Below are 18,587 nucleotides of genomic sequence, written 5' to 3'. Positions count from 1 at the left end.
CTCTTGGCGGCCATTCTACCGGACAGGGTGAACGTAGGCCGCCCGCTTGTCAAAGTAGGGTTTTTCAACTTGGGGGCCGCACTTAATCATCGGACGCGTTAGCCATGAGGGTCGAAACGCGCGGTTCGAACCAGGCCACCCATAAAAAAGAGGTCCGGCCGCGAAGCAGCCCAAGACCCGCTTCTGAATCAGCGCGAGCATCACCAGCGCGCCCGTGAAGAATCCCCGCGATGGCGGGTCGAACACGTTACCCGGGATTCATCGCTGCCGATTGTCCGCGGGAAAACCCGCATCCTGGAAACATTTGCTCCGCAGTAGTCATTGCAGCGCAGCTTAGCCAATGTCAAATCTCGTAATAAAGCCATGCTTGGGCGCGCACTGTAGCCAAGGCTTCGCTCGAGAGTTTCACGGGGGAATGACTTACCGATGTCGAAGTTATCTTTCGCCTGTCCATCATAGTTACACCACACTATCGAAAGCTCTTGCTAACGAGACTTCTTCATAGCATGCTTAAGCACTTAGTTAACCTTCAGCGAGGTTGCGTACGCCGCATTTATGAATCGATCCTTGTGTTGGACCGGTGCACTATCTGGCGCGGTGCTGGCGGTTGGTCTGTTGATGGCCGGTTGTTCTGGTGGTGGCTCAGGTTCCAGTGCACCGACTGCGGCTCCGACTGTTCAACCGACCGCGGCTCCGACCACCTCGGGCACCGCTACGGCTACTGCCACTTCAACCGCCAGTTCTACCGCCACCGCGACGCAAAGTCCTACCCCGGGGCCCAGCCCGACCCCTTTAGCCTCGGCCCATGGCAGCGTGTTAGTGGTGGGGCAGGGGGGCGCGGCGGCGTTAATCAACGCAGGCAGCCAAGCCGTGACGGCGACCGCCAGCTTACCCGCCGGGATTGAAAATGGTGCGATGGTGGGCTTGCAGGATGGGCGAGTACTCTACACCGGTGGTGATCAGGGGGGAGCGGCGCTGAGGCATGCCTGGGTTTGGGCGCCGAATGCGCCAAGCTGGGTCCAGATAGCCGACATGACCACCGCCCGCACTTTGCACACCGCAACCCTGCTCAACGACGGCCGGGTGCTGATCGCGGGTGGCTTTCCCACGTTTGCGTCGTCCCCGCCGGCGGCGGCGCTGAGCAGCGCGGAGCTGTTCGATCCAACTACTAATAGCTTCAGCGCGGTGGCCCCGATGAACGTCGCTCGCGCCGGCCATACTGCGACGCTGTTGGCCAACAACAGCGTTTTGGTGACTGGCGGCGCAACCCAAAATGGGACTCCGACTTACCTTGCCTCGGGCGAATTTTACGACCCGACAAGCGGCAGTTGGACGCTAGTCAGTAACCAGATGTCGGTGGCGCGCGGCGGACATAGCGCGAGCTTGCTGGATAACGGTCAAGTTCTAATCGCCGGGACCATCCTGGCCTTTAACGGACAAGGATGCGGCAATACCTGCGCGGCCACGGATCTTTACAACCCCGCGACCAACAGCTTTAGCCCCACCGGCAATCTCAATACCGCGCGCTATGATCAAACCGCCAGCGTGCTGGCCAACGGCCAAGTGCTGGTGACGGGGGGATGCTGCGGGACCAACAACATTCCGCTTGCTTCGGCGGAACTCTACAACCCCTCTCAGGGAAGCTGGAGCGCCGCGGCCAGCCTGCAGGTGCCGCGCTCCGGCCATGCCGCGGTTTACCTGACCGACGGTCGTATCCTGATTGCGGGCGGAGCCAGTTCGGCGAGCACGGAGTTCTATCAGCAGCAAGCCACGCTGGGGAGCTTTTTGGGCGCCAGCCTGCCGGCAGTTTACGCCAACACGTTGGCCGTGACGCTTAAACCCCAGTCCTCCAACCAGCTCAACCTCGGGGTTGGCGGCAACGGCTACAACTTTGCCAACGACACCGCGTCGACCCTGCGGGTGTGTGAACCGGGCACGACCACCTGCCGGACCATCAGAGCGGTCATTGTTGATAGCGGCTCGACCGGCCTTATCGTTTTCGCCTCCAAGCTGGGCGGCGTAAGCCTGCCTCCGGTCACCGATTCCAATGGCAACACGTTGGGCGATTGCGAGCAGTACGTTAGCAGTTCGGTGTGGGGATCGGTGGCGAACGCGGACGTATATCTGGGCACGCAGAAGATCAACATGCCCATTCACGTCCTTGACGATACCGCTAGCTTCGCCCCACCGCCTATTAGTTGCACAACCAGTGGCGCGTTCGTTAATACGCCGGCCAGCTTCGGCGGTAACGGTCTGTTGGGGATAAACCCCTACCCCAACGATTCGGGAATATACTATAGCTGCACCGCGGGGAGTTCCGGCACCTGCACCGCGTATTCTCCCAGCTCCAACCAGATGGTTTCCAACCCAGTCGCCGCGCTGCCCGTGGATAACAACGGCAGCGTGGTAGAAATGGATCCGTTAGCCAACGCCAATACGCAGGTAGCGGCGTATGGCATGCTGACCTTTGGCATCGGCACCGAGACCAACAATCAACCGCCCGGTAACCTGACGGTCATGCAAACCAACGCCTCCGGCAGCATCGCCGTCACCTTCAACGGCGCGTCCTATGCTGGACTGTTCGATACCGGGACCAACTTCATCGCTTTTCTCACCAGTGCGCTCTCGGGCCTGCCGCTTTGCCCCAGCGGCTCGCCGGGCCAGGGGCTGTATTGTCCGGCCAACGTCGCGACGCTTTCCACCATCAATTCCAGCTACAACAGCAGCGCCGGCAGCAATACGTACAACTTCCAGATCGGCAACGCCAATAGTCTGCTAAGCGTGCCGCAAGGCCAGCCGCAGAACTTCGCGCTCCAGACTTTGGGCGGCCCGGCGGGCGGGTTTGTCGATTTCGGTGCACCGAGTTTCTTCGGTCGAACGATCTACATTGCGCTCCCGACTGCAAGCGTACCCGTGCCGGGGCCCTACTGTGCTTATTAAGGTTCAGACCATGAAATTGGCGTCGTCAACCCATCGGCTCAAGGCCCGCCTGGCGGCTGGCTTGGCGCTGTCGGCCTTGCTCGCGCTGGCGCCCGGAGTCAATGCCGGCCTGGGCGATCATATCAATACCCAGCAATCCAGCAGCGCCGGTATGCTCAAGCAGTCCCAGCCCTCCTACCAGGTTTTCGAGAGTGTCGACTCAACCGATCACGTGACGCTGGATCAATACGCCTCCAGCACCGGCACGGTTTTCGCGGTAGCCTGGCGCGGCGCGGGCATGCCCGATCTCCGGGCGGTCTTCGGCGCGTACTTCGCCCAGTTCAGCGCGCTGCGCCAGCACGCCCCGGCCGCGCGTCACTTGCTGTCGATCGAAGATCCCAGCTTGATGGTTGACATCCATGGGCCCAACAGCGATATCATCGGCCGCGCTTGGGTGCCGGCATTGGTTCCCGCCGGCGTGGATGTCAATACGGTAGTGCAGCCGCCTTCGGCCACGGATCAATAAGCCCAGCCGAAGTTTGGCTTGGTCGGGGAGCGGTTGCTTAAGCCCTCAGGAGGTTTGGCCATGGCTGCACGAGTTCCCTATGTCGATCGCGAGGATGTCGCCCCAGAGTATCGGCACATCTATGACGCTCTGATTGCCGAACGCGGCTTACCGGTACGCAACTTGTTTCGTGCCTTGTCCAACACTCCGCCGATCCTGGAGAAGCATCTCGCCCTGTCCTCCCAGCTACGCTTTAAGACCAAATTGGACGGCCAGTTGCGCGAGCTCGCTATTCTGGCGGTGGGCGCGGTTACTGGGGCTGAGTATGAGTACACGGCCCATTGGCATATCGGCACCCGGCTTGGGATCCCGCGCGAAAAACTGGAGCAGGTGCTCAACTACGAAACCGCTCCGATCTTTACCGACGCCGAGCGCGCGGTGCTTCGTTATGCCTGCGAAGTGACCCGCAACGTCAAGGTTTCCGATGCCACGGTGGAAGCGGTGCGTCGCCACCTGCCATTGTGGGAGTTCATGGAGCTGGCGCACATCGTCGCTTTCTACAACATGGTGGTGCGACTGCTGGAACCATTGGGCGTCGAGTTGGATCCGGACACTCCTCGGGTCAAGAGCTGAGCAGCGGCTTACCGCGCTCCTTCGATAGACCGCCGGCGCAGGCGATGGCGCAGCCGAAGGGAGGCCTAATGTCGCGAACTCTCACCTGGATTGTGGCGGGCGTGTTGTGGGTGAGCCTGCTCTGCCCGGCTCTAGCCGCGCAACAGAGCCTTGCTCCCAGCCATATCGTATCGATTCCGATGAGCGACGGGGTAACAATCGCCGCCGCGCTCTACCTGCCCGCGGCGCCAGGCCGCTATCCTACTTTGCTGGCGGCCTCGCCCTATCGCTTCGATAACGACCAGGTCCCTGCGATCGCGCTGTTTCCCTGGCGCGAAACCGGACCGATCGGCTGGTACGTGGCGCATGGCTACGCCTATCTGCATATGGACGTGCGTGGCAGTGGCCGTTCCGGGGGCGAGTATCGCTATCTGGATCCACGCGAACAGCGCGATTTGTACGAAGTGGTCGAATGGATCGCCCGCCAACCCTGGTCCGACGGCAAGGTGGGCGGGATAGGCCAGTCCTACTATGCGATGAGCCAGTGGTTTTTGGGCATTGGCAACCCGCCCCATCTCAAATGTATCGCCCCCTATGACGGCAACACCGATTCGTACCGCGCCTATGTGTACAACGGCGGTATCCCCAGCAGCTTTCCCGCCGCTTGGTATGACGGCGTGCGGATGGACAACCTGTATCCCTTGGAGGGGCCACCGCGTGCGATGCCGTGGGACTTTGCCCAGGCCGTCGCCAGCCATCCGCTCGACGATCAGTTCTGGCAGCAGCGCGCTGCCAACGATTTGGAGAAAATCCGTGTCCCCCTGTTTTCGATTGGCGTATGGGGCAAAATGGATTTGCATCTCAACGGCAATCTAGTGGGCTTTCAGCGCGCCAGCGGTCCCAAAAAACTGTTGGTGCTGGACCAGCGCAACGTCGCCGAGGCGGTCGCCGAATTCGCCAGCGTCCCTTTCCATCAGCAGTACTTGCTGCCCTTTTATGACTGGTGTCTCAAGGGCCAACAGACCTCCTATGTCAGCGCCCCAGCCGTCCGCTACCTGATGGTCGGCAGCGGCAAGCCGCGGAGCGCGTCAAGTTGGCCGCCGCCCAACGTCACCGCACAAAGTTTCTACCTGGGCGCGGGACCAACCGGCAGCGTTACTTCGCTCAACGATGGGGCGCTGCTTTCGGCCCCGCCAGTGGCCAAACAAGCTCAGGTAGTGTTTCGCTATCCCAACCCGGGATGGTCGATAGGCGTGGTCGGACCGGGCCCTGACGGACGCCCGGATCCCGCACGCCGGGTGCTGACTTTCACCAGCGCTCCGCTGGTCCGCGACCTAACCGTGGTGGGTCCCAGCGAGTTGGTCCTGTACTTATCCTCCAGCCGCCCGGACGCCGACGTTTTCGTCAAGCTTTCCAACCAGATGACACAAGCGCCGGTGCTACGCCAGCGCGGCATAAATCCTCCTTACCGAATCGTGAGCAAGGGCTGGTTGCGCGCCTCTTTGCGCGCGATCGACCAAGTTCATTCGCGACCCCAGGCGCCGTGGTACAAATTCAGCCGCGCCCAGCCCTTGGCTGTGGGCCGGATCTATCGTCTGGACATCGCCATCATGCCCACCGCCTACGTCTTTCCCAAGGGTAGCCGCATCCGACTGGAGCTGGCCAACGGCGACTCGCCGATAACTGATCCGACCTTTACCCACTACTACACCCCGGACAAAATCGGCGCCGACACTATCTACTACGATGCCCGCCATCCCTCGCACCTGGTACTGTCGGTACTGCCGGAGCAAGGGATGGATTAGTCCGGTTCAGTCGCGGGTCTCGCGCAGCAGCTCCAGAGCTTCCTGGTGGTCGCGCAACAGCCCGGGTAACTCAGCGGCGCTGGAGCGACCAAAGCCGCAGGGCGCGGCCAATCCGAAATCGCTGATGTAGCGGCGCGCGGTGCGGATCTGGGCGCGGATGCCGGCGCGATCGTGCCGGTGATGGATCATGCCCAGGTAAACCCGCGCCGCCGGTGCCGCCAGCTCGGCCAAGGGGGCGAAAAAGGCCTCGTCGCTGCGCTCCAGGGTGGGGAAATGGACAAAGTTGACCGGCCGGCCCGAGGCCTCGATCGCGGCGTTGGCCAGCGCCACTACCGCGCTGAGGTCACGCGGCTCGCGCATCGGCCAGCCGCCCAAAGTACCAAAGCACAGGTGATAGCCCAAGGCGGTGGCGGCGGGAATGTTAGGCGAGAGTTCAGGCAACGGTGCGACAGCGCGCCGCACTGCCGCGGCGAGGGCCTGTGCCCCACCAGCCTGGGCGCCATCGACCATCCCACTTTCCACCGCGCAGTCCCATTGGATGGCAAGTTCAGCGGGCGGAATTTTCTCGACCATCTTGGCGACTTCGGCGCGCATTGCGGCGGTGAAGCCAGGCAGCACGCGCTCGGCGTCGCCGGCCGCGGGAAAAAACGGCAGTACCGCGCTCAATGGCAAGGGCAGGCAAACCTGGAAGCGCAGATGGGCGGGAAGGGTGCCATTTTGTTTAAGCGCACGAAAAATAAAATAGGAATTGATCGCGTCGCGCGCGTAGCCCAGCCGCCAGCCTGGGTCGCCGAAACGGACCGCACTTACCCCGGGGCGCACGCGAAAGGCAAATTGATCTTGGGCATTGCGCGGCTGCCAGCGTTCGACCCCATCTTCGGGCGCGGGGCGCTTGATGGTTTCCAGTTCAGGATGGCCGTTGAAGACACGGTAGGCGATGCCGTCGATCCAGTATTGGCGCTCCCCCACCTCGCCGTCGGGAAGGTAGTCCAGCGAGCTACCCAGGGTTCCGCCAAACCGGCTAAAGACTTCCGCGACGGTCTCGTAGGGAATGCTACCTACCAACAACAGTTCGCCGCCCGGCATGAATTGCCCTCCAGCTCATTTCGTCAGCCTCCTCTTAGCATCTTTAGAAATCAGGCGCCAAACCAGCGTGCCGGCTGGGATTAAATCTGGGTTAAACCGCCGAGGGGTGGACTAATCGGCTTCTTGCTCAGATTGACTTCCCGCAAAGCTGCCTTGTAAATTAAGGCGATCCCATGAAGCGATTGCTCCAAAGCTGGACTGAGCCGTTAGCCGCCATGCTTATTGGCCTGGCCCTGATCGCGGTCATTCCGGCGTTGGGGGCTCATCACGATTTTCGCTTTACCACCTATCAACCCAACCATTGCGGTTTCGCCACCACCCAACGTTTGTTTTGCGTAGCCTCTCCCGATTCCGGGCTCGAGGGCGGGGTCGAGCTGAATTACTTTCGGCCGGTGCTGGAACCTTTGCTGCCATCGCAAGAGCTGTTAGCGCGACGCCAGGCTTTGGGCATGGCCACGGCCATGCGAGCGACTTGGCGACCGATCGTCCGGCGCAAGCTTCCTTTCGTCCGCTCGTCCAATTCCGATCCGTTCGCTTAGATGATGGCCGGCTGGCGCCGGCTTCTGCCGTGTGGCGGCAAATGGTTGGGCGGGACCTGCGGGCTTCTCGCCGTTGAGCTTGCAAGATTTGGGTGGGGGTTGGCACCGTGCCGAGCTTTTCCTTACGTAATCCATACACAATAATCGTGGCCGCGCTGGTGATTGTAATCCTGGGCGTGACCGCCTTTGCCCGGATGCCAGTGGATGTCTTCCCCGACATCAAGATCCCCGCCGTGGTAGTGGCGACTTTCTACCAAGGGATGCCGCCCCTGGACATGGAGGACAACATCACCTTTCGCTACGAGCGCTTCTTCACCTTGGGTAGCAATATCGAGCATGTCGAATCGCGCTCGCTCTCGGGGGTCAGCATCATCAAGGTCTACTTTCAGCCCGGCACCAACGTCGAGGCTGCGGCTGCGCAAATGGGCACCTTGGCGATGGCAGACCTGGGAATTATGCCGCCCGGCACCCTGCCGCCGCTGGTCCTGCAGTACGATGCCTCCTCCTTGCCGGTGGTGCTGGTTACGGTCAAAGGCAAGGGCTACAGCGAAACTCAGCTTGAAGACGAGGCGCGCTACAATATCCGCAATCAGCTCGCCACCGTCCCCGGAGCTTCGGTGCCGATCCCTTTTGGCGGCCGGTTTCGTCAGGTCATGGTCTATGCCAACCCACAGGCGCTGCAGGCACGAGGCCTCTCTCTGATGAACCTGGTGGACGCGCTCAATCAGTCCAACCTGATTCTACCCGCCGGTGACGCCAAAATCGGTACCAAGGACTTCTACATCTATTCCAACAGTATGATCGAGCGCATTCCCCGTATCGGCCAAGTCCCGGTTAAAATCGGCCGAGGGCAGGCGCCGGTGCTGGTCAACGATGTGGCGAAAGTCCAGGATTCCTCGCAGATTCAGTACAACAAGGTCCTCATCGACGGCCAGCCGTCGGTTTACATCCCGGTTTTGCGCCAAGTCGGCGCCAACACCATCTCGGTAGTCGATGGGGTCAAGAATCTGCTGCCCAAGGTGTTTGATTTCCCGGCGGGGATGAAACTCAACGCCATCTTGGACCAGTCCACCTACATCCGAGAGGCGGTGGAAAGTCTGGAGCACGAGGCGGTCAGTGGTTCGGTGTTGGCCTCCCTGATGATCCTGATTTTCCTGGGCAGCTTCCGCTCCACTTTCGCGATCTTTCTGTCCATTCCGCTGTCGATCCTGGCCGGCGCTTTCGGCCTATTCATGAACGGCTCGACTATCAACATCATGACGCTGGGCGGCTTCGCCCTGGCCATCGGACGGCTGGTGGACGACTCAGTGGTGGTACTTGAGAACATCAATCGCCATCTGGCCGAGGGTAAAGCGCCGCGCGAGGCCGCGCGCGACGGAGCCGAGGAAGTGGCTTTGCCGGTGCTGGCCTCCACCGTCACCACCTGTATCGTATTCTTCCCGGTCATGTTTCTATTCGGGGTGGCCAAATTTCTCTTCAGCGCCCTGGCCTTGGCGGTGGTGCTCTCGATGGCGGCCTCTTATCTAGTCGCGATGAGTGTCATTCCGATCTATTGCGCCAACTTCTTGACCGCCGAGCAGGCAGAAGCTGCTGAACACGATGGCGGGGGTGTGTTTGCCATTTTCAATCGCGTGTACGAGCGCTTCGCGATGCGTTATGAGCGGGTTTTGGAGCGGGCGCTCAATGCCAAGCTGGCCGTGATCGCGGCGGTGGCCGTCCTGTTTGTGGCTAGCATGGCGATGTACCCGCGACTGGGAACCGAGCTGTTCCCCGAGACCGACGCCGGCACCTTCACGATCAATTTCCGCGCGCCGGCCGGCTCGCGCATCGAGCTTACTACCGATATAGCCAAGCGAATCGAAGGGCTGGTTCGCCAGGTCATTCCGCACTCCGAATTGGATATGGTGGTTTCCAATATCGGCTTGGCGCCCAGCATCTCGGCGATCTATTCGCCCAATGCGGCGGAAGATTCCGGTTTCATTCAAGTCGAGTTGAAAGCCGCTCATAAAAAGCCCACTGCCTATTACGAGCGCCAACTCAAGGAGCTGCTGCCAGTGCGCCTGCCCGAGGCGACTACCTTGTTTTCCTCGGGCAGCATCATTGACGCGGTGCTGAATTTCGGCATGATCGCGCCAATCGATGTGCAGTTCGCCGGCTCCAGCTTCGGCGCGCTTTACCGCAGTGCCAACGCGGCTCGCGAAATCGTCTCGGAGCTGCCCCAGGTCTCTCAGACTTTCATTTTGCAGGAACCCGATTATCCCACCCTCAACGTGAAGGTGGATCGGGTGCGCGCGGCGCGTATGGGGATGACGCAAAAAGACGTGGTCTCTGGCGTAATTACGGCGCTGGACTCCAACCTCTATATCGCGCCGTCGATCTGGATCGATCATCAAAACAAAAATGACTACTTCCTAACCGTGCAATATGCGCAAAGCGATTCCGGGTTTGACTCCACTCAGGCGCTACAAAATATTCCCGTGCGTAACTTCGCCGGCGAAACCGGCCACGCCCAGAGCCTGCTGCTGCGCGATGTCGCCACCATTTCTCCCGAATATCACCCTTCGGAAGCCGACCACTACAACATTCAACGGGTGGTCGATTTGCTGGTGGCACCGCGGACCGAGGATCTGGGCGGTACGCAAGCCACCATCGACCGCAGCCTGCGGGTCCTGCATCTGCCCAAGGGGGTGTCGATTAGCTACCGCGGCGCGGTTGCCTCGATGAAGGCCTCCTTCCAGAGCTTCGGGTTCGGGCTGCCGCTGGCCGTGGTTCTGCTCTATCTGGTCATGGTGGCCCAGTTCTGTTCTTTTCTCGACCCCTTTATAATCATGTTCGCGGTGCCGATGGGGCTGATCGGGGTAATCTGGACCCTGTGGGCGACCAGCACCACCCTGAACATCGAGTCGTTCATGGGTATCATCGTGATGGTTGGAATCGTAGTCTCCAACTCCATCCTGTTGGTTGATTTCGCCAACGAAAGACGGCGCCAGGGCTACCCCCTGCGTCGCGCCGTGATTGACTCGGCCCGGATCAGGATGCGGCCCATTCTAATGACCGCGCTGGCCACGGTGGCCGGCCTGATGCCAATTGCGCTCAAAATCGGGGAAGGTTCGGAAGCTTCGGCGCCGCTGGCGCGAGCGGCCGTGGGCGGACTGGCGGTTTCAACCGTTTTGACGTTGTTTTTAGTGCCTTGCATTTACGAATTCTTCTATGCCCGCGTCGAGGCGCGTCACGCCGCCGACCGGCAGCCTTAAAGGTTTGGCGACGAGTAGTGAAGATGACAACTGGCTTGCAAACCGTCCCTGACGCCGCGCGCCCTGCTCAAGGGTCGCCGTGGCGGCCCACGGCGGCGATTGCCACCTTGGGCATTCTCGAACAGCGAGGTCTGGCGTTGAAAGGCAAATTATTGCTGATGTGCAGCGCGATAATGGTAGTTGCTCTGGCGGCTGGTTGCGCGCGACAGGCCAATCCCGAAGTGCCCCCGCCCGCGCCGCCGGTTCCCATCGTCGGCGTGATCCATCCGCAGCGGGCCGAGATGGCGCGCAAGCTGGAACTACCCGGTGACGTGGTGGGTATGTACGAGACCGCGCTTCACGCCAAGGTCACTGGCTACTTGCAATCGATCAGCGTGGACAAGGGTGATTGGGTCAAGAAAGGCCAGGTCCTGGCGGTGGTGGAGGTGCCCGAGTTGCAATCCAATTTGGCGCACGCCCAAGCTCGGCTGGTAATCGAGCGCGTGACCTACCAGCGCATCGCGCGGGTTCAGAAGACGGATCCGCGCCTGGTTTCGCAGGAAGACGTCGACATCGCCTACGCTCGCTACCAGGAAGCACAGGAAGCGGTGCGCACGCTCCAGACCATGGTCGGATACACCAAGATCATCGCCCCCTTCAACGGCGTCATCACTGGGCGCTTCGCCGATCCGGGGGCGCTGATTCGGGCGGGGGGTGGCGATTTCGGGGTCAATGAAACCTCCGGGCTAATCTCGCCTGGGGCCACCGAAGGCGCGGGCGGCCACCGCACCGGAGGCGGGCCGGTGCTGACTCTGGCTGATATCGATACCGTGCGGGTGTACGTCTACGTGCCCGAACAGGATTATCCTTTCATTCGGCGCGGAACTCCCGCGCGATTGCGTTTCGATGAATATCCGGGGGAGGTTTTCCAAGGCACCGTAACCCGTTATGCGACCTCGCTGGATCTGGCCACCCGTACGATGCTGGCCGAAGTTGATGTGCCCAACCCGGACCACCGGATCTATCCCCGCTCTTACGCTCACGTCACCCTCGACCTTGAGCGTCATCTCGATGCGCTCAGTTTGCCCACGTCGGCAGTCCAGGGAAGCGGGCGTGCCGCCCAGGTGTGGGTAGTTCACGACGGCCGGCTGGCCAAGGTTGCGGTTTCCACCGGCATAGCCGATGGCAATCGGGTCGAGATCACTTCGGGTCTAAGCGATAATTCCATGGTCGTGGCAACTTACAGTAGCTCCTTGATCGCAGGACAGAAGGTTCGTCCCAATATAGCGCCAATTTCCGCGGCTAGTGCTGATACCAGCTCGGGGAACATCGAGTAGTTAAATAAAGACGCAGTCTTTCCCTCGCGTCGATTTGTTGGAGTAAATCGTCCATGCGCTATCACTTCGCATCTTGGGTAGTGGCCTGCCTGCTGCTGGCGACCTTCGGTGATCTAGCCCTGGCGGGTACCGCTTCGGTTACCTCGCTCGTACCTCGCCAGAGCGAACCTCCGGTTTCGTGGAGCACGCCGTTTTCCTCGCTGAGCGGGCCGGCGGGCAATGTCGTTAGCGTGCCGCAAGTCAGGCCGTTGAGCGGTGGTCCGACTAGCGAAGAGAAACCTCCCATTCGGGCCGGTAGCAGCTTGACTCTGCGTCAAGCCATTCGAATCGCGCTATCCTACCATCCCCTCGTCAAGGAAGCGCTGGACGAGGCCGGCGCATCGCGCCAGCGAGTAGGCGAGGCGCGCTCTTACCTGGGGCCGCAGGTGTACGGTTCGGCCCAGGAATTCGGGTCGACTATTAACGGCATTGGCAATACCAGCTACTACAATCCCTTTGGTGATTTTCCTCGAATGAGCGGGCGCAATCATAATATGCCGGCCGCCACTGCTTTCGAGCAGACCTCGCAGGTGCAAAACAACTATCTAATGGGGCTGTCGCTGTCGCAGTTTCTGTTCGACTTCGGTCGCCGCCATGGCTTCGTGGTGCAGCGCGAGTTCGAAGCCCAGGCCGCGGAGGCCAAGAGCCGGCTGACCGATCTGGACCTGATTTTCGAGGTTTCCGAACGTTACTTCCGCATGCTTGAAGCCGCTCAGATGGTGCGAGTCTACCGGGTCGCGGTTCAGCAACGCGATTTCCACTTGCATGAAGCCAAGGTCAAGGCCGCCACCGGCCTGCGCCCGGAACTGGATGTTTATCTCACTCGCGCCGCGGTGGAACGGGCGCAGTTGCACCTGGTCGATGCGCGCAACGCTTTGGCGGACGCCAAGGTCGGGCTGGACAATGCGATGGGGTTGAGTGAAACCGCGCCCGATTATCAACCCGCTGAAGTTCTCACCTATCAGCCAATCACCGATCAGCTCCCGGCTTTGCTGCGCACGGCGATGGCGCTACGGCCCGATCTCAAGATGTACGAGGATGAGGCGCGCGCGATGGGAGCGCAGATTACCCAGTATCGCAGCGATTATCTGCCCACGGTCAGCGCGGTGGGTGGTTATGCCGGGATGAGCACCGGCTTGCCGGTGGTCAACAATTTCAACGTCGGCCTTATGATCTACTGGCCGATCTTCAATAGTTTTCTGACTACCCACGAGGTCCAGGAAGCCAGGCTGCGTCAGCGCGCCCTGGCCCAAGCCCTCGAAGACCTTCACCAGCGGGTGATCATGCAGGTTCACACCGCCTTTTTGGATTGGCAAGCCTCCGTCCAACGGATCATCCACGCTAAAAATGCGCTGGACGCCTCTCGCGCGGAGCTGCAGTTGGCCAACGAGCGCTATCAGGCTGGGCTGGCCAATATCGTGGAGTTAGAGGATGCCCAGCGTTACTACACCCAGTCCGACGCCGACTACGCCACCGCGCTGTACTCTTACTCGCTCGCCAAGGCCGCAGTGGATCAAGCTACCGCGCGCTCGCTGACCCAGTTTCCCGGCTGAGTAGCCTCTCACGTCAGTATCTGACGCCGTCAACCGCCAGCACGTCGTCCTGGAGACCAGCGAAGGACCCTGCGATATAGGCTTCCTCGGCAGTTCAATCGACCCCGAGGGACCCTCTGATGTCGGGCAAATTCTTCCTTGGCGCGCTTGTGCCGCTCCAGCCCCGCTGCTAGTTGCTCTTTCGTCGTGAAGGCTGGATTAAGCGCGGCAACCGAGTGGGAACTTTCGGCCTGTCATTTCTTTTTGGCACCTGTTCCACGTTGGCCGCTTAAAACTTCCATAGTCTTTTCGTTGACAACAAGCAGGGCATCGAGTAATACAATCGCAGCCTAAAGTGGATTGAGCCGGTTATGGATTCAAACACGGGCTGCTCGAATCGCATTGCGTCTTCATCGTCTGAGATTTTTGCGAGGTCGGCTCCCAGAACTCTGGCCTCCACAACCTCTCAAAGTGCCTCGCTGGTGGAATTGATTGTTTCGCTCTCAAGCCGGCCTTCGTCACGGGAGTTATTCCAGGTTGTGAGCCCCGGGGGTACGAGTGGTCGTGGTCAGATGGGTGGAGGATGGTAAGCTACCGGGCGGAAGGGCTTGCCTGCGTAATATTTGTGACCGATATCAATTTGATGAGCTGAGGAGTATTTGCAACGCCCGCGTCATGGAAGACCGATGCGGCCACTAACAGAGGCAATACGACGATGATCAATCTGGGGAGAGTACAGCGATCGGCGCCATATCGCCCCCTGATACTGCTGTTAGCAGTGATGATGGGGTTGGTCGCGCTAGTCACTGGCAACTCGCTGGCGCAAACCGGCACCGCTAATTCCAACGAGCCAATGGCGCTCAAGACGTTGACCCTGTCGGGGTTCATCAACAACAGCAGCGGAGTGTTCCTGGACACCGAAGCGATTGGTTACAATCGAAGCAAGAATTCGCTCTCCACGGAACGCAACTTCGTTCAGCTCGATCTCAACGATAACCCGACTGAGAACGATCAGGTTTTCATGCGCTTTTGGGGCGTCTACGAGCCGAGCTATCCATTCGAAAATAGCTGCTCTAATCAATTCGCTCCTACCGTCTACCGGGTGCATTGCAACAGCGACTTCTATAACCAGTACAACATCCGGGAATTCTGGATTAAGCATCGCTTGGGACCCCTCGATATTTTTATCGGCCGGCAAATTGTAAAATGGGGCGAATCCATTACCTTTCGTGCCACCGATCAGATCAATCCTCAGGATCTGAGCTGGGGCTTTGGGTTCGCCAACCTTGAACAGAGCTATATGCCGATTTGGATGATCCATCCGATCCTCAATCTGCCCAAATTCGGCCCCTTTGACTCGAATTTCGTGGAAGTGGTCTACGAGCCCGGCTTCGACTTCATGTACAACAGCGTGGACTACGCCAATGATCAATACGACGGATTGGACGCGATCGCCGGGCGCGAGACCCTGCTTACGCAGATCCCCGGTGGTCGCTTTGCCGGCCGTGTCGATACTCGTGGTTGTACCGCCGGCGCGCATGGTACGGTCTGCACCGGCGAGGGCCCGCCGCCTCCTGGCGAGCCAACCGAAAGCGCACCGCCACTGGTGTTGTTTCAGCGCAACGGCCCCGCCGGGACCGGGCTTTATACTCCCTCGTTCATGAGCCCTAACCAGGTGTTCCCCAATGCGACCTTCGCCAACAGCAACGTGTTCGTACGGCTGCACACGTTGGCTTGGGACACCGAGATGACGGCGATTTACGCCAACGCGCACGTCTACCTGCCCGTAATGCAGCTGACCAATCAGACCAGTCCGATCGTGCCGGGTGCGGTCTATTCACGGCGTAGCAACTTCATTTATCCGGAGTACCAAGGTGGCGGTTTCACCGCCAATCGCCCGCTTTACCTGCCCGGCTTCCTATCAACGCTCCCCTTGGTGGCGCGCACAGAGGTCATGTACCAAAACCACATGCCCTATAACACGCTGTCGATTCCGGGAACCACGCTCTACCCAAGCCTGATCGGAGGCTCGCCTGACGCGCTCACCTACACCGACCAGGTCCTGTGGATCGCGGCGGTTGATCTGGATTCGGCATACGTGCCATGGCTGACCGAAAGCGGAAACTTGACCATGAATGCCGAGGTTGATGGCACGACGTTGCTCAGTCCCAGCAAAAACATGCAGCAGTTCCCGTTATACTTCAGCCGGATGTACCACAACGACATCAGCGGCTCGCTTAACATCGCGACCAGTTGGTATTGGGGCGCGATCTCGCCAGCCTGGACCATGACCTATGATCCAAATGGCGAGACCTTTGCCTTCTTTCCCAGCATTACGCTGACTCCGCCCTGGACCTCCAAGTATTTCGCAACTATCCGCTGGATTGAAATCCTGGGCACCAACCGCTTTGGTTTTCCCGATGGCGGTAGCGATTTGGGCATCTTCAAGGGCCTGTCGCAGCTGGTATTCCAGTTCCAGTATAACTTCGAACTTATATAATCGCCTGCCTTTGACCGCGCGCGGGGAGCATATAAATATGCTCCCCGCGACGCTTTTCCCCGCTTTGAACGCGGCTTAGTCTTTTTCGCCACGCTGTAAATTCAGCCCGCCATCGTTATTTCGGCGGTCCCGGCGCTGTGGCTTATCGCGCTAGCCATGATAGAGTTTCGCGAGCCGCGTTATAGTTGCGCGACATCGGGCTTGCCGGATGAGGCCAAAGCGCGAAAGGAAATTGCGGGTTCCGCGGCAGGCTCGATAAGCGTTTGTCACAACCCGGTAAGCGCGTCTGTGGATCATTTTGGAGAATACGAGTTGGAGCAATCATCGCGTGCTTAACTACCGAACAATATTGTGCCCGATCGACTTCGATTCGGTTTCCCTGGAGGCGCTGCCGCTGGCGTGGGCGTTGGCCAAGGAGAACCGGGTCAAAGTTCACTTGTTACACGTGGCCCGCATACCCAATCCGGACATGGACTCGCCGGTTCCTTTTCAGCGCGACCCGCTATGGGAAAAGCAGGCATTCGAGCGGTTGCGCGAGATCGCCGTGCGCACGATTGAAGACCCCGACGGCTTCGTTCTTCATGTTCGCAGCGGGATTCCGGATGAAGATGTGGTCGCGTTCGCCGACAGTCTAGGTGCCGACTTGATCGTCATGGCTACTCACGGTCGTACCGGTCTGAGTCATCTGGTGTTGGGCAGTGTGGTCGGACGGGTTACGCAAGAGGCCAATTGCCCGGTCTTGATTATCCGGCCCCACCCGCGTAAGCGCACTTGAAGATTCCCGGTTGCGGCGCCGAAATTGCAGCCGGCGTGATACCTTGTTGAGACCAAGCGATGGCCAGCTTTCTGGAATTTGCCCAGGTTTGCCAAGCGCTGAGCCAGACCCACAGTCGCCTACAGATGGCCGAGTTGGCCGGCGACTTGCTCAGCCGTTTGGCGCCAGAGGAGGCCGTCATCGCGGCGCGCTTCCTGATCGGCCGTGCGCTCCCAGTAGGGGAAGAAGCCAAGCTCAATCTCAGTGGCCGGGCGGTGTGGCGGCTCGCCGCCGAATTGACCGGCGCGCTCGATCAGGGCGAGGACATCTTCGCCGCCGCCGTGGATTTCGGCGAAGCGGTGGAGCTGGCGATGCGCCGTCGTACCCAACCCCCACCCACGCTGACTATTACCGAGGTAGAAGCTTACTTTCGCGCGGTCACCCAGATCGAAGGGTCTCAAGCACGGGCACGCAAGCTGGCTATACTGCGCGAGCTGCTGGCACGCGCCGATGCCTTGGAAGCCAAGTACGTAGCAAAGATTTTGATCCGCGAGATGCGCCACGGGATGAACGAGGGCGTCCTGCTGGAGGCGATTGCACGTGCCGCCGCCCGCCCGCTCGCAGAGGTGCGCCGCGCCGGCATGCTCGAGGGCGACCCTGGCCGCCTCCTGCGCACATTGCTTGATGGCCCGGGGCGTGCGCCTGCCGAGCGCTCAACCGAACTCAAGCCGCTGAAGCCGATGCTGGCGCAAAGCGCATTGTCGGTTGCCGAGGCCTTCGCGATCCTGGGGCCACGCCTGGCATTGGAGCACAAACTCGATGGCGCCCGGGTGCAGCTTCATCATGCGGCCGGCCAAACCCGGATTTTTTCCCGCCGGCTGAACGAAATTACCGCCAGTCTGCCCGAAATCACGGAACAGATAGCTAACCGGCTGAGCGACACTGATTTTATTCTCGACGGCGAGGTGCTCGCGGTTGACGGCGAAGGCCGGCCGCTGGCTTTCCAGGATCTCATGCGTCGGTTCCGCCGCATTCGTGAGGTCGAGCGATTGCGCCGTGAAGCGCCGGTACGCCTTTTCGTCTTCGATCTGTTGGCTTGCGATGGCCGCCTACTGATCGACCAGGCTTATCATCAGCGCTTTGAGGCGCTCAGCGAGCTGGCGGCGCGCGGGGGTCTGGAGTTGGTGGGGCGCTTGTTACCGGCTTCGCCTGACGCTGGCGAGCTTTTTTTTCGCGCCGCGCTGGCGGCCGGGTTCGAGGGAGTCATGGCCAAGGCGTTGGAGAGCACCTACACTCCGGGTAGCCGCGGGCGGGGATGGCTTAAGATCAAGGGAGTCCGCACCCTGGATTTGGTAATCGTGGCGGCCGACTGGGGCTATGGCAGGCGCCACGGCTGGCTGTCGAATTACCATCTGGCGGCGCGCGGGCCGGCGGGCGAGTTGTTCGAGGTCGGCAAAACCTTCAAGGGGCCCAGCGACCAGGAATTCGCCGAGCTTACCCAGCGGCTACTGGCCCTTAAACTTTCTGAGGCGGGCGGAACGGTGCGAGTGCGTCCCGAGTTGGTAGTCGAGGTGGCATTCAACGATATCCAGAAAAGTCCACGGTATGCCTGTGGTATGGCCCTGCGCTTTGCTCGCATCGTGCGCCTGCGCGAAGATAAGACCGCCCTTCAGGCCGACACGATTGAGGCGCTGGAGAAGGAATTCGCGGCGCAGATCGTGCGGCC

13 protein-coding genes are annotated in these 18,587 nt (G+C 60.4%); 11 read left to right on the top strand and 2 right to left on the bottom strand.

Annotation, left to right across the window (positions count from 1 at the left end; translation table 11 throughout):
• Positions 1 to 677: 677 nt before the first annotated feature.
• Positions 678 to 854, bottom strand: a complete 177-nt coding sequence (locus VKV28_09560) for a hypothetical protein (GenBank protein ID HLH77037.1) — start codon at positions 852 to 854, stop codon at positions 678 to 680.
• A gap of 16 nt (positions 855 to 870) precedes the next feature.
• On the opposite strand from VKV28_09560, the gene VKV28_09555 reads away from it, so the two are divergent.
• The 4 genes from VKV28_09555 (at position 871) to VKV28_09540 (ending at position 5,841) form a co-directional block, all read left to right on the top strand.
• Positions 871 to 2,940: a DUF3443 family protein gene (locus VKV28_09555; protein HLH77036.1), complete on the top strand. Its 2,070-nt coding sequence runs from the start codon at positions 871 to 873 to the stop codon at positions 2,938 to 2,940.
• Between the two features lie 10 nt (positions 2,941 to 2,950).
• Positions 2,951 to 3,445 (top strand): DUF2844 domain-containing protein, encoded by a 495-nt coding sequence (locus VKV28_09550; GenBank protein HLH77035.1) that lies wholly within the window; start codon positions 2,951 to 2,953, stop codon positions 3,443 to 3,445.
• A gap of 60 nt (positions 3,446 to 3,505) precedes the next feature.
• Positions 3,506 to 4,057 carry a carboxymuconolactone decarboxylase family protein gene (locus VKV28_09545; GenBank protein ID HLH77034.1) on the top strand — a complete coding sequence of 184 codons (552 nt, stop codon included), beginning with the start codon at positions 3,506 to 3,508 and terminating at the stop codon, positions 4,055 to 4,057.
• Between the two features lie 68 nt (positions 4,058 to 4,125).
• Positions 4,126 to 5,841 carry a CocE/NonD family hydrolase gene (locus VKV28_09540; GenBank protein HLH77033.1) on the top strand — a complete coding sequence of 572 codons (1,716 nt, stop codon included), beginning with the start codon at positions 4,126 to 4,128 and terminating at the stop codon, positions 5,839 to 5,841.
• A 6-nt stretch (positions 5,842 to 5,847) separates the two neighbouring features.
• Here VKV28_09540 and VKV28_09535 read toward each other — a convergent pair whose 3' ends face one another.
• The gene (locus tag VKV28_09535; protein ID HLH77032.1) at positions 5,848 to 6,927 is read right to left on the bottom strand and encodes a hypothetical protein; all 1,080 of its coding nucleotides are present in this window, start codon (positions 6,925 to 6,927) and stop codon (positions 5,848 to 5,850) included.
• A gap of 173 nt (positions 6,928 to 7,100) precedes the next feature.
• Between VKV28_09535 and VKV28_09530 the strand changes: the two genes are divergently transcribed.
• The 7 genes from VKV28_09530 to VKV28_09500 all read left to right on the top strand — a co-directional run.
• Positions 7,101 to 7,466 (top strand): hypothetical protein, encoded by a 366-nt coding sequence (locus VKV28_09530; GenBank protein HLH77031.1) that lies wholly within the window; start codon positions 7,101 to 7,103, stop codon positions 7,464 to 7,466.
• A 92-nt stretch (positions 7,467 to 7,558) separates the two neighbouring features.
• Positions 7,559 to 10,720, top strand: a complete 3,162-nt coding sequence (locus VKV28_09525) for an efflux RND transporter permease subunit (GenBank protein HLH77030.1) — start codon at positions 7,559 to 7,561, stop codon at positions 10,718 to 10,720.
• 23 nt (positions 10,721 to 10,743) lie between these two features.
• Complete coding sequence (locus VKV28_09520; GenBank protein HLH77029.1) at positions 10,744 to 12,036, top strand: efflux RND transporter periplasmic adaptor subunit; 1,293 nt, start codon at positions 10,744 to 10,746, stop codon at positions 12,034 to 12,036.
• A gap of 53 nt (positions 12,037 to 12,089) precedes the next feature.
• Positions 12,090 to 13,628, top strand: a complete 1,539-nt coding sequence (locus VKV28_09515; GenBank protein ID HLH77028.1) for a TolC family protein — start codon at positions 12,090 to 12,092, stop codon at positions 13,626 to 13,628.
• 694 nt (positions 13,629 to 14,322) lie between these two features.
• Positions 14,323 to 16,107 carry a DUF1302 family protein gene (locus VKV28_09510; GenBank protein ID HLH77027.1) on the top strand — a complete coding sequence of 595 codons (1,785 nt, stop codon included), beginning with the start codon at positions 14,323 to 14,325 and terminating at the stop codon, positions 16,105 to 16,107.
• A 328-nt stretch (positions 16,108 to 16,435) separates the two neighbouring features.
• Complete coding sequence (locus VKV28_09505) at positions 16,436 to 16,882, top strand: universal stress protein (GenBank protein ID HLH77026.1); 447 nt, start codon at positions 16,436 to 16,438, stop codon at positions 16,880 to 16,882.
• A gap of 59 nt (positions 16,883 to 16,941) precedes the next feature.
• Positions 16,942 to 18,587: ATP-dependent DNA ligase (locus VKV28_09500; protein ID HLH77025.1), on the top strand; the 1,646-nt coding region annotated here is incomplete at its 3' end.

The sequence above is a fragment of the Candidatus Binataceae bacterium genome, assembly GCA_035294265.1.
Classification (GTDB): Bacteria; Desulfobacterota; Binatia; order Binatales; family Binataceae; genus DATGLK01.
Note: the sequence above shows the minus strand (reverse complement) of the source record. Positions and strands in the feature narration are given on the sequence as shown.

Excerpts from the sequence above, each read along its gene's own strand:
- VKV28_09550 (HLH77035.1), top strand. The coding sequence starts at position 2,951 with ATGAAATTGGCGTCGTCAACCCATCGGCTCAAGGCCCGCCTGGCGGCT.
- VKV28_09545 (HLH77034.1), top strand. The coding sequence starts at position 3,506 with ATGGCTGCACGAGTTCCCTATGTCGATCGCGAGGATGTCGCCCCAGAG.
- VKV28_09540 (HLH77033.1), top strand. The coding sequence starts at position 4,126 with ATGTCGCGAACTCTCACCTGGATTGTGGCGGGCGTGTTGTGGGTGAGC.
- VKV28_09535 (HLH77032.1), bottom strand. The coding sequence starts at position 6,927 with ATGCCGGGCGGCGAACTGTTGTTGGTAGGTAGCATTCCCTACGAGACC.
- VKV28_09530 (HLH77031.1), top strand. The coding sequence starts at position 7,101 with ATGAAGCGATTGCTCCAAAGCTGGACTGAGCCGTTAGCCGCCATGCTT.
- VKV28_09520 (HLH77029.1), top strand. The coding sequence starts at position 10,744 with ATGACAACTGGCTTGCAAACCGTCCCTGACGCCGCGCGCCCTGCTCAA.
- VKV28_09515 (HLH77028.1), top strand. The coding sequence starts at position 12,090 with ATGCGCTATCACTTCGCATCTTGGGTAGTGGCCTGCCTGCTGCTGGCG.
- VKV28_09510 (HLH77027.1), top strand. The coding sequence starts at position 14,323 with ATGATCAATCTGGGGAGAGTACAGCGATCGGCGCCATATCGCCCCCTG.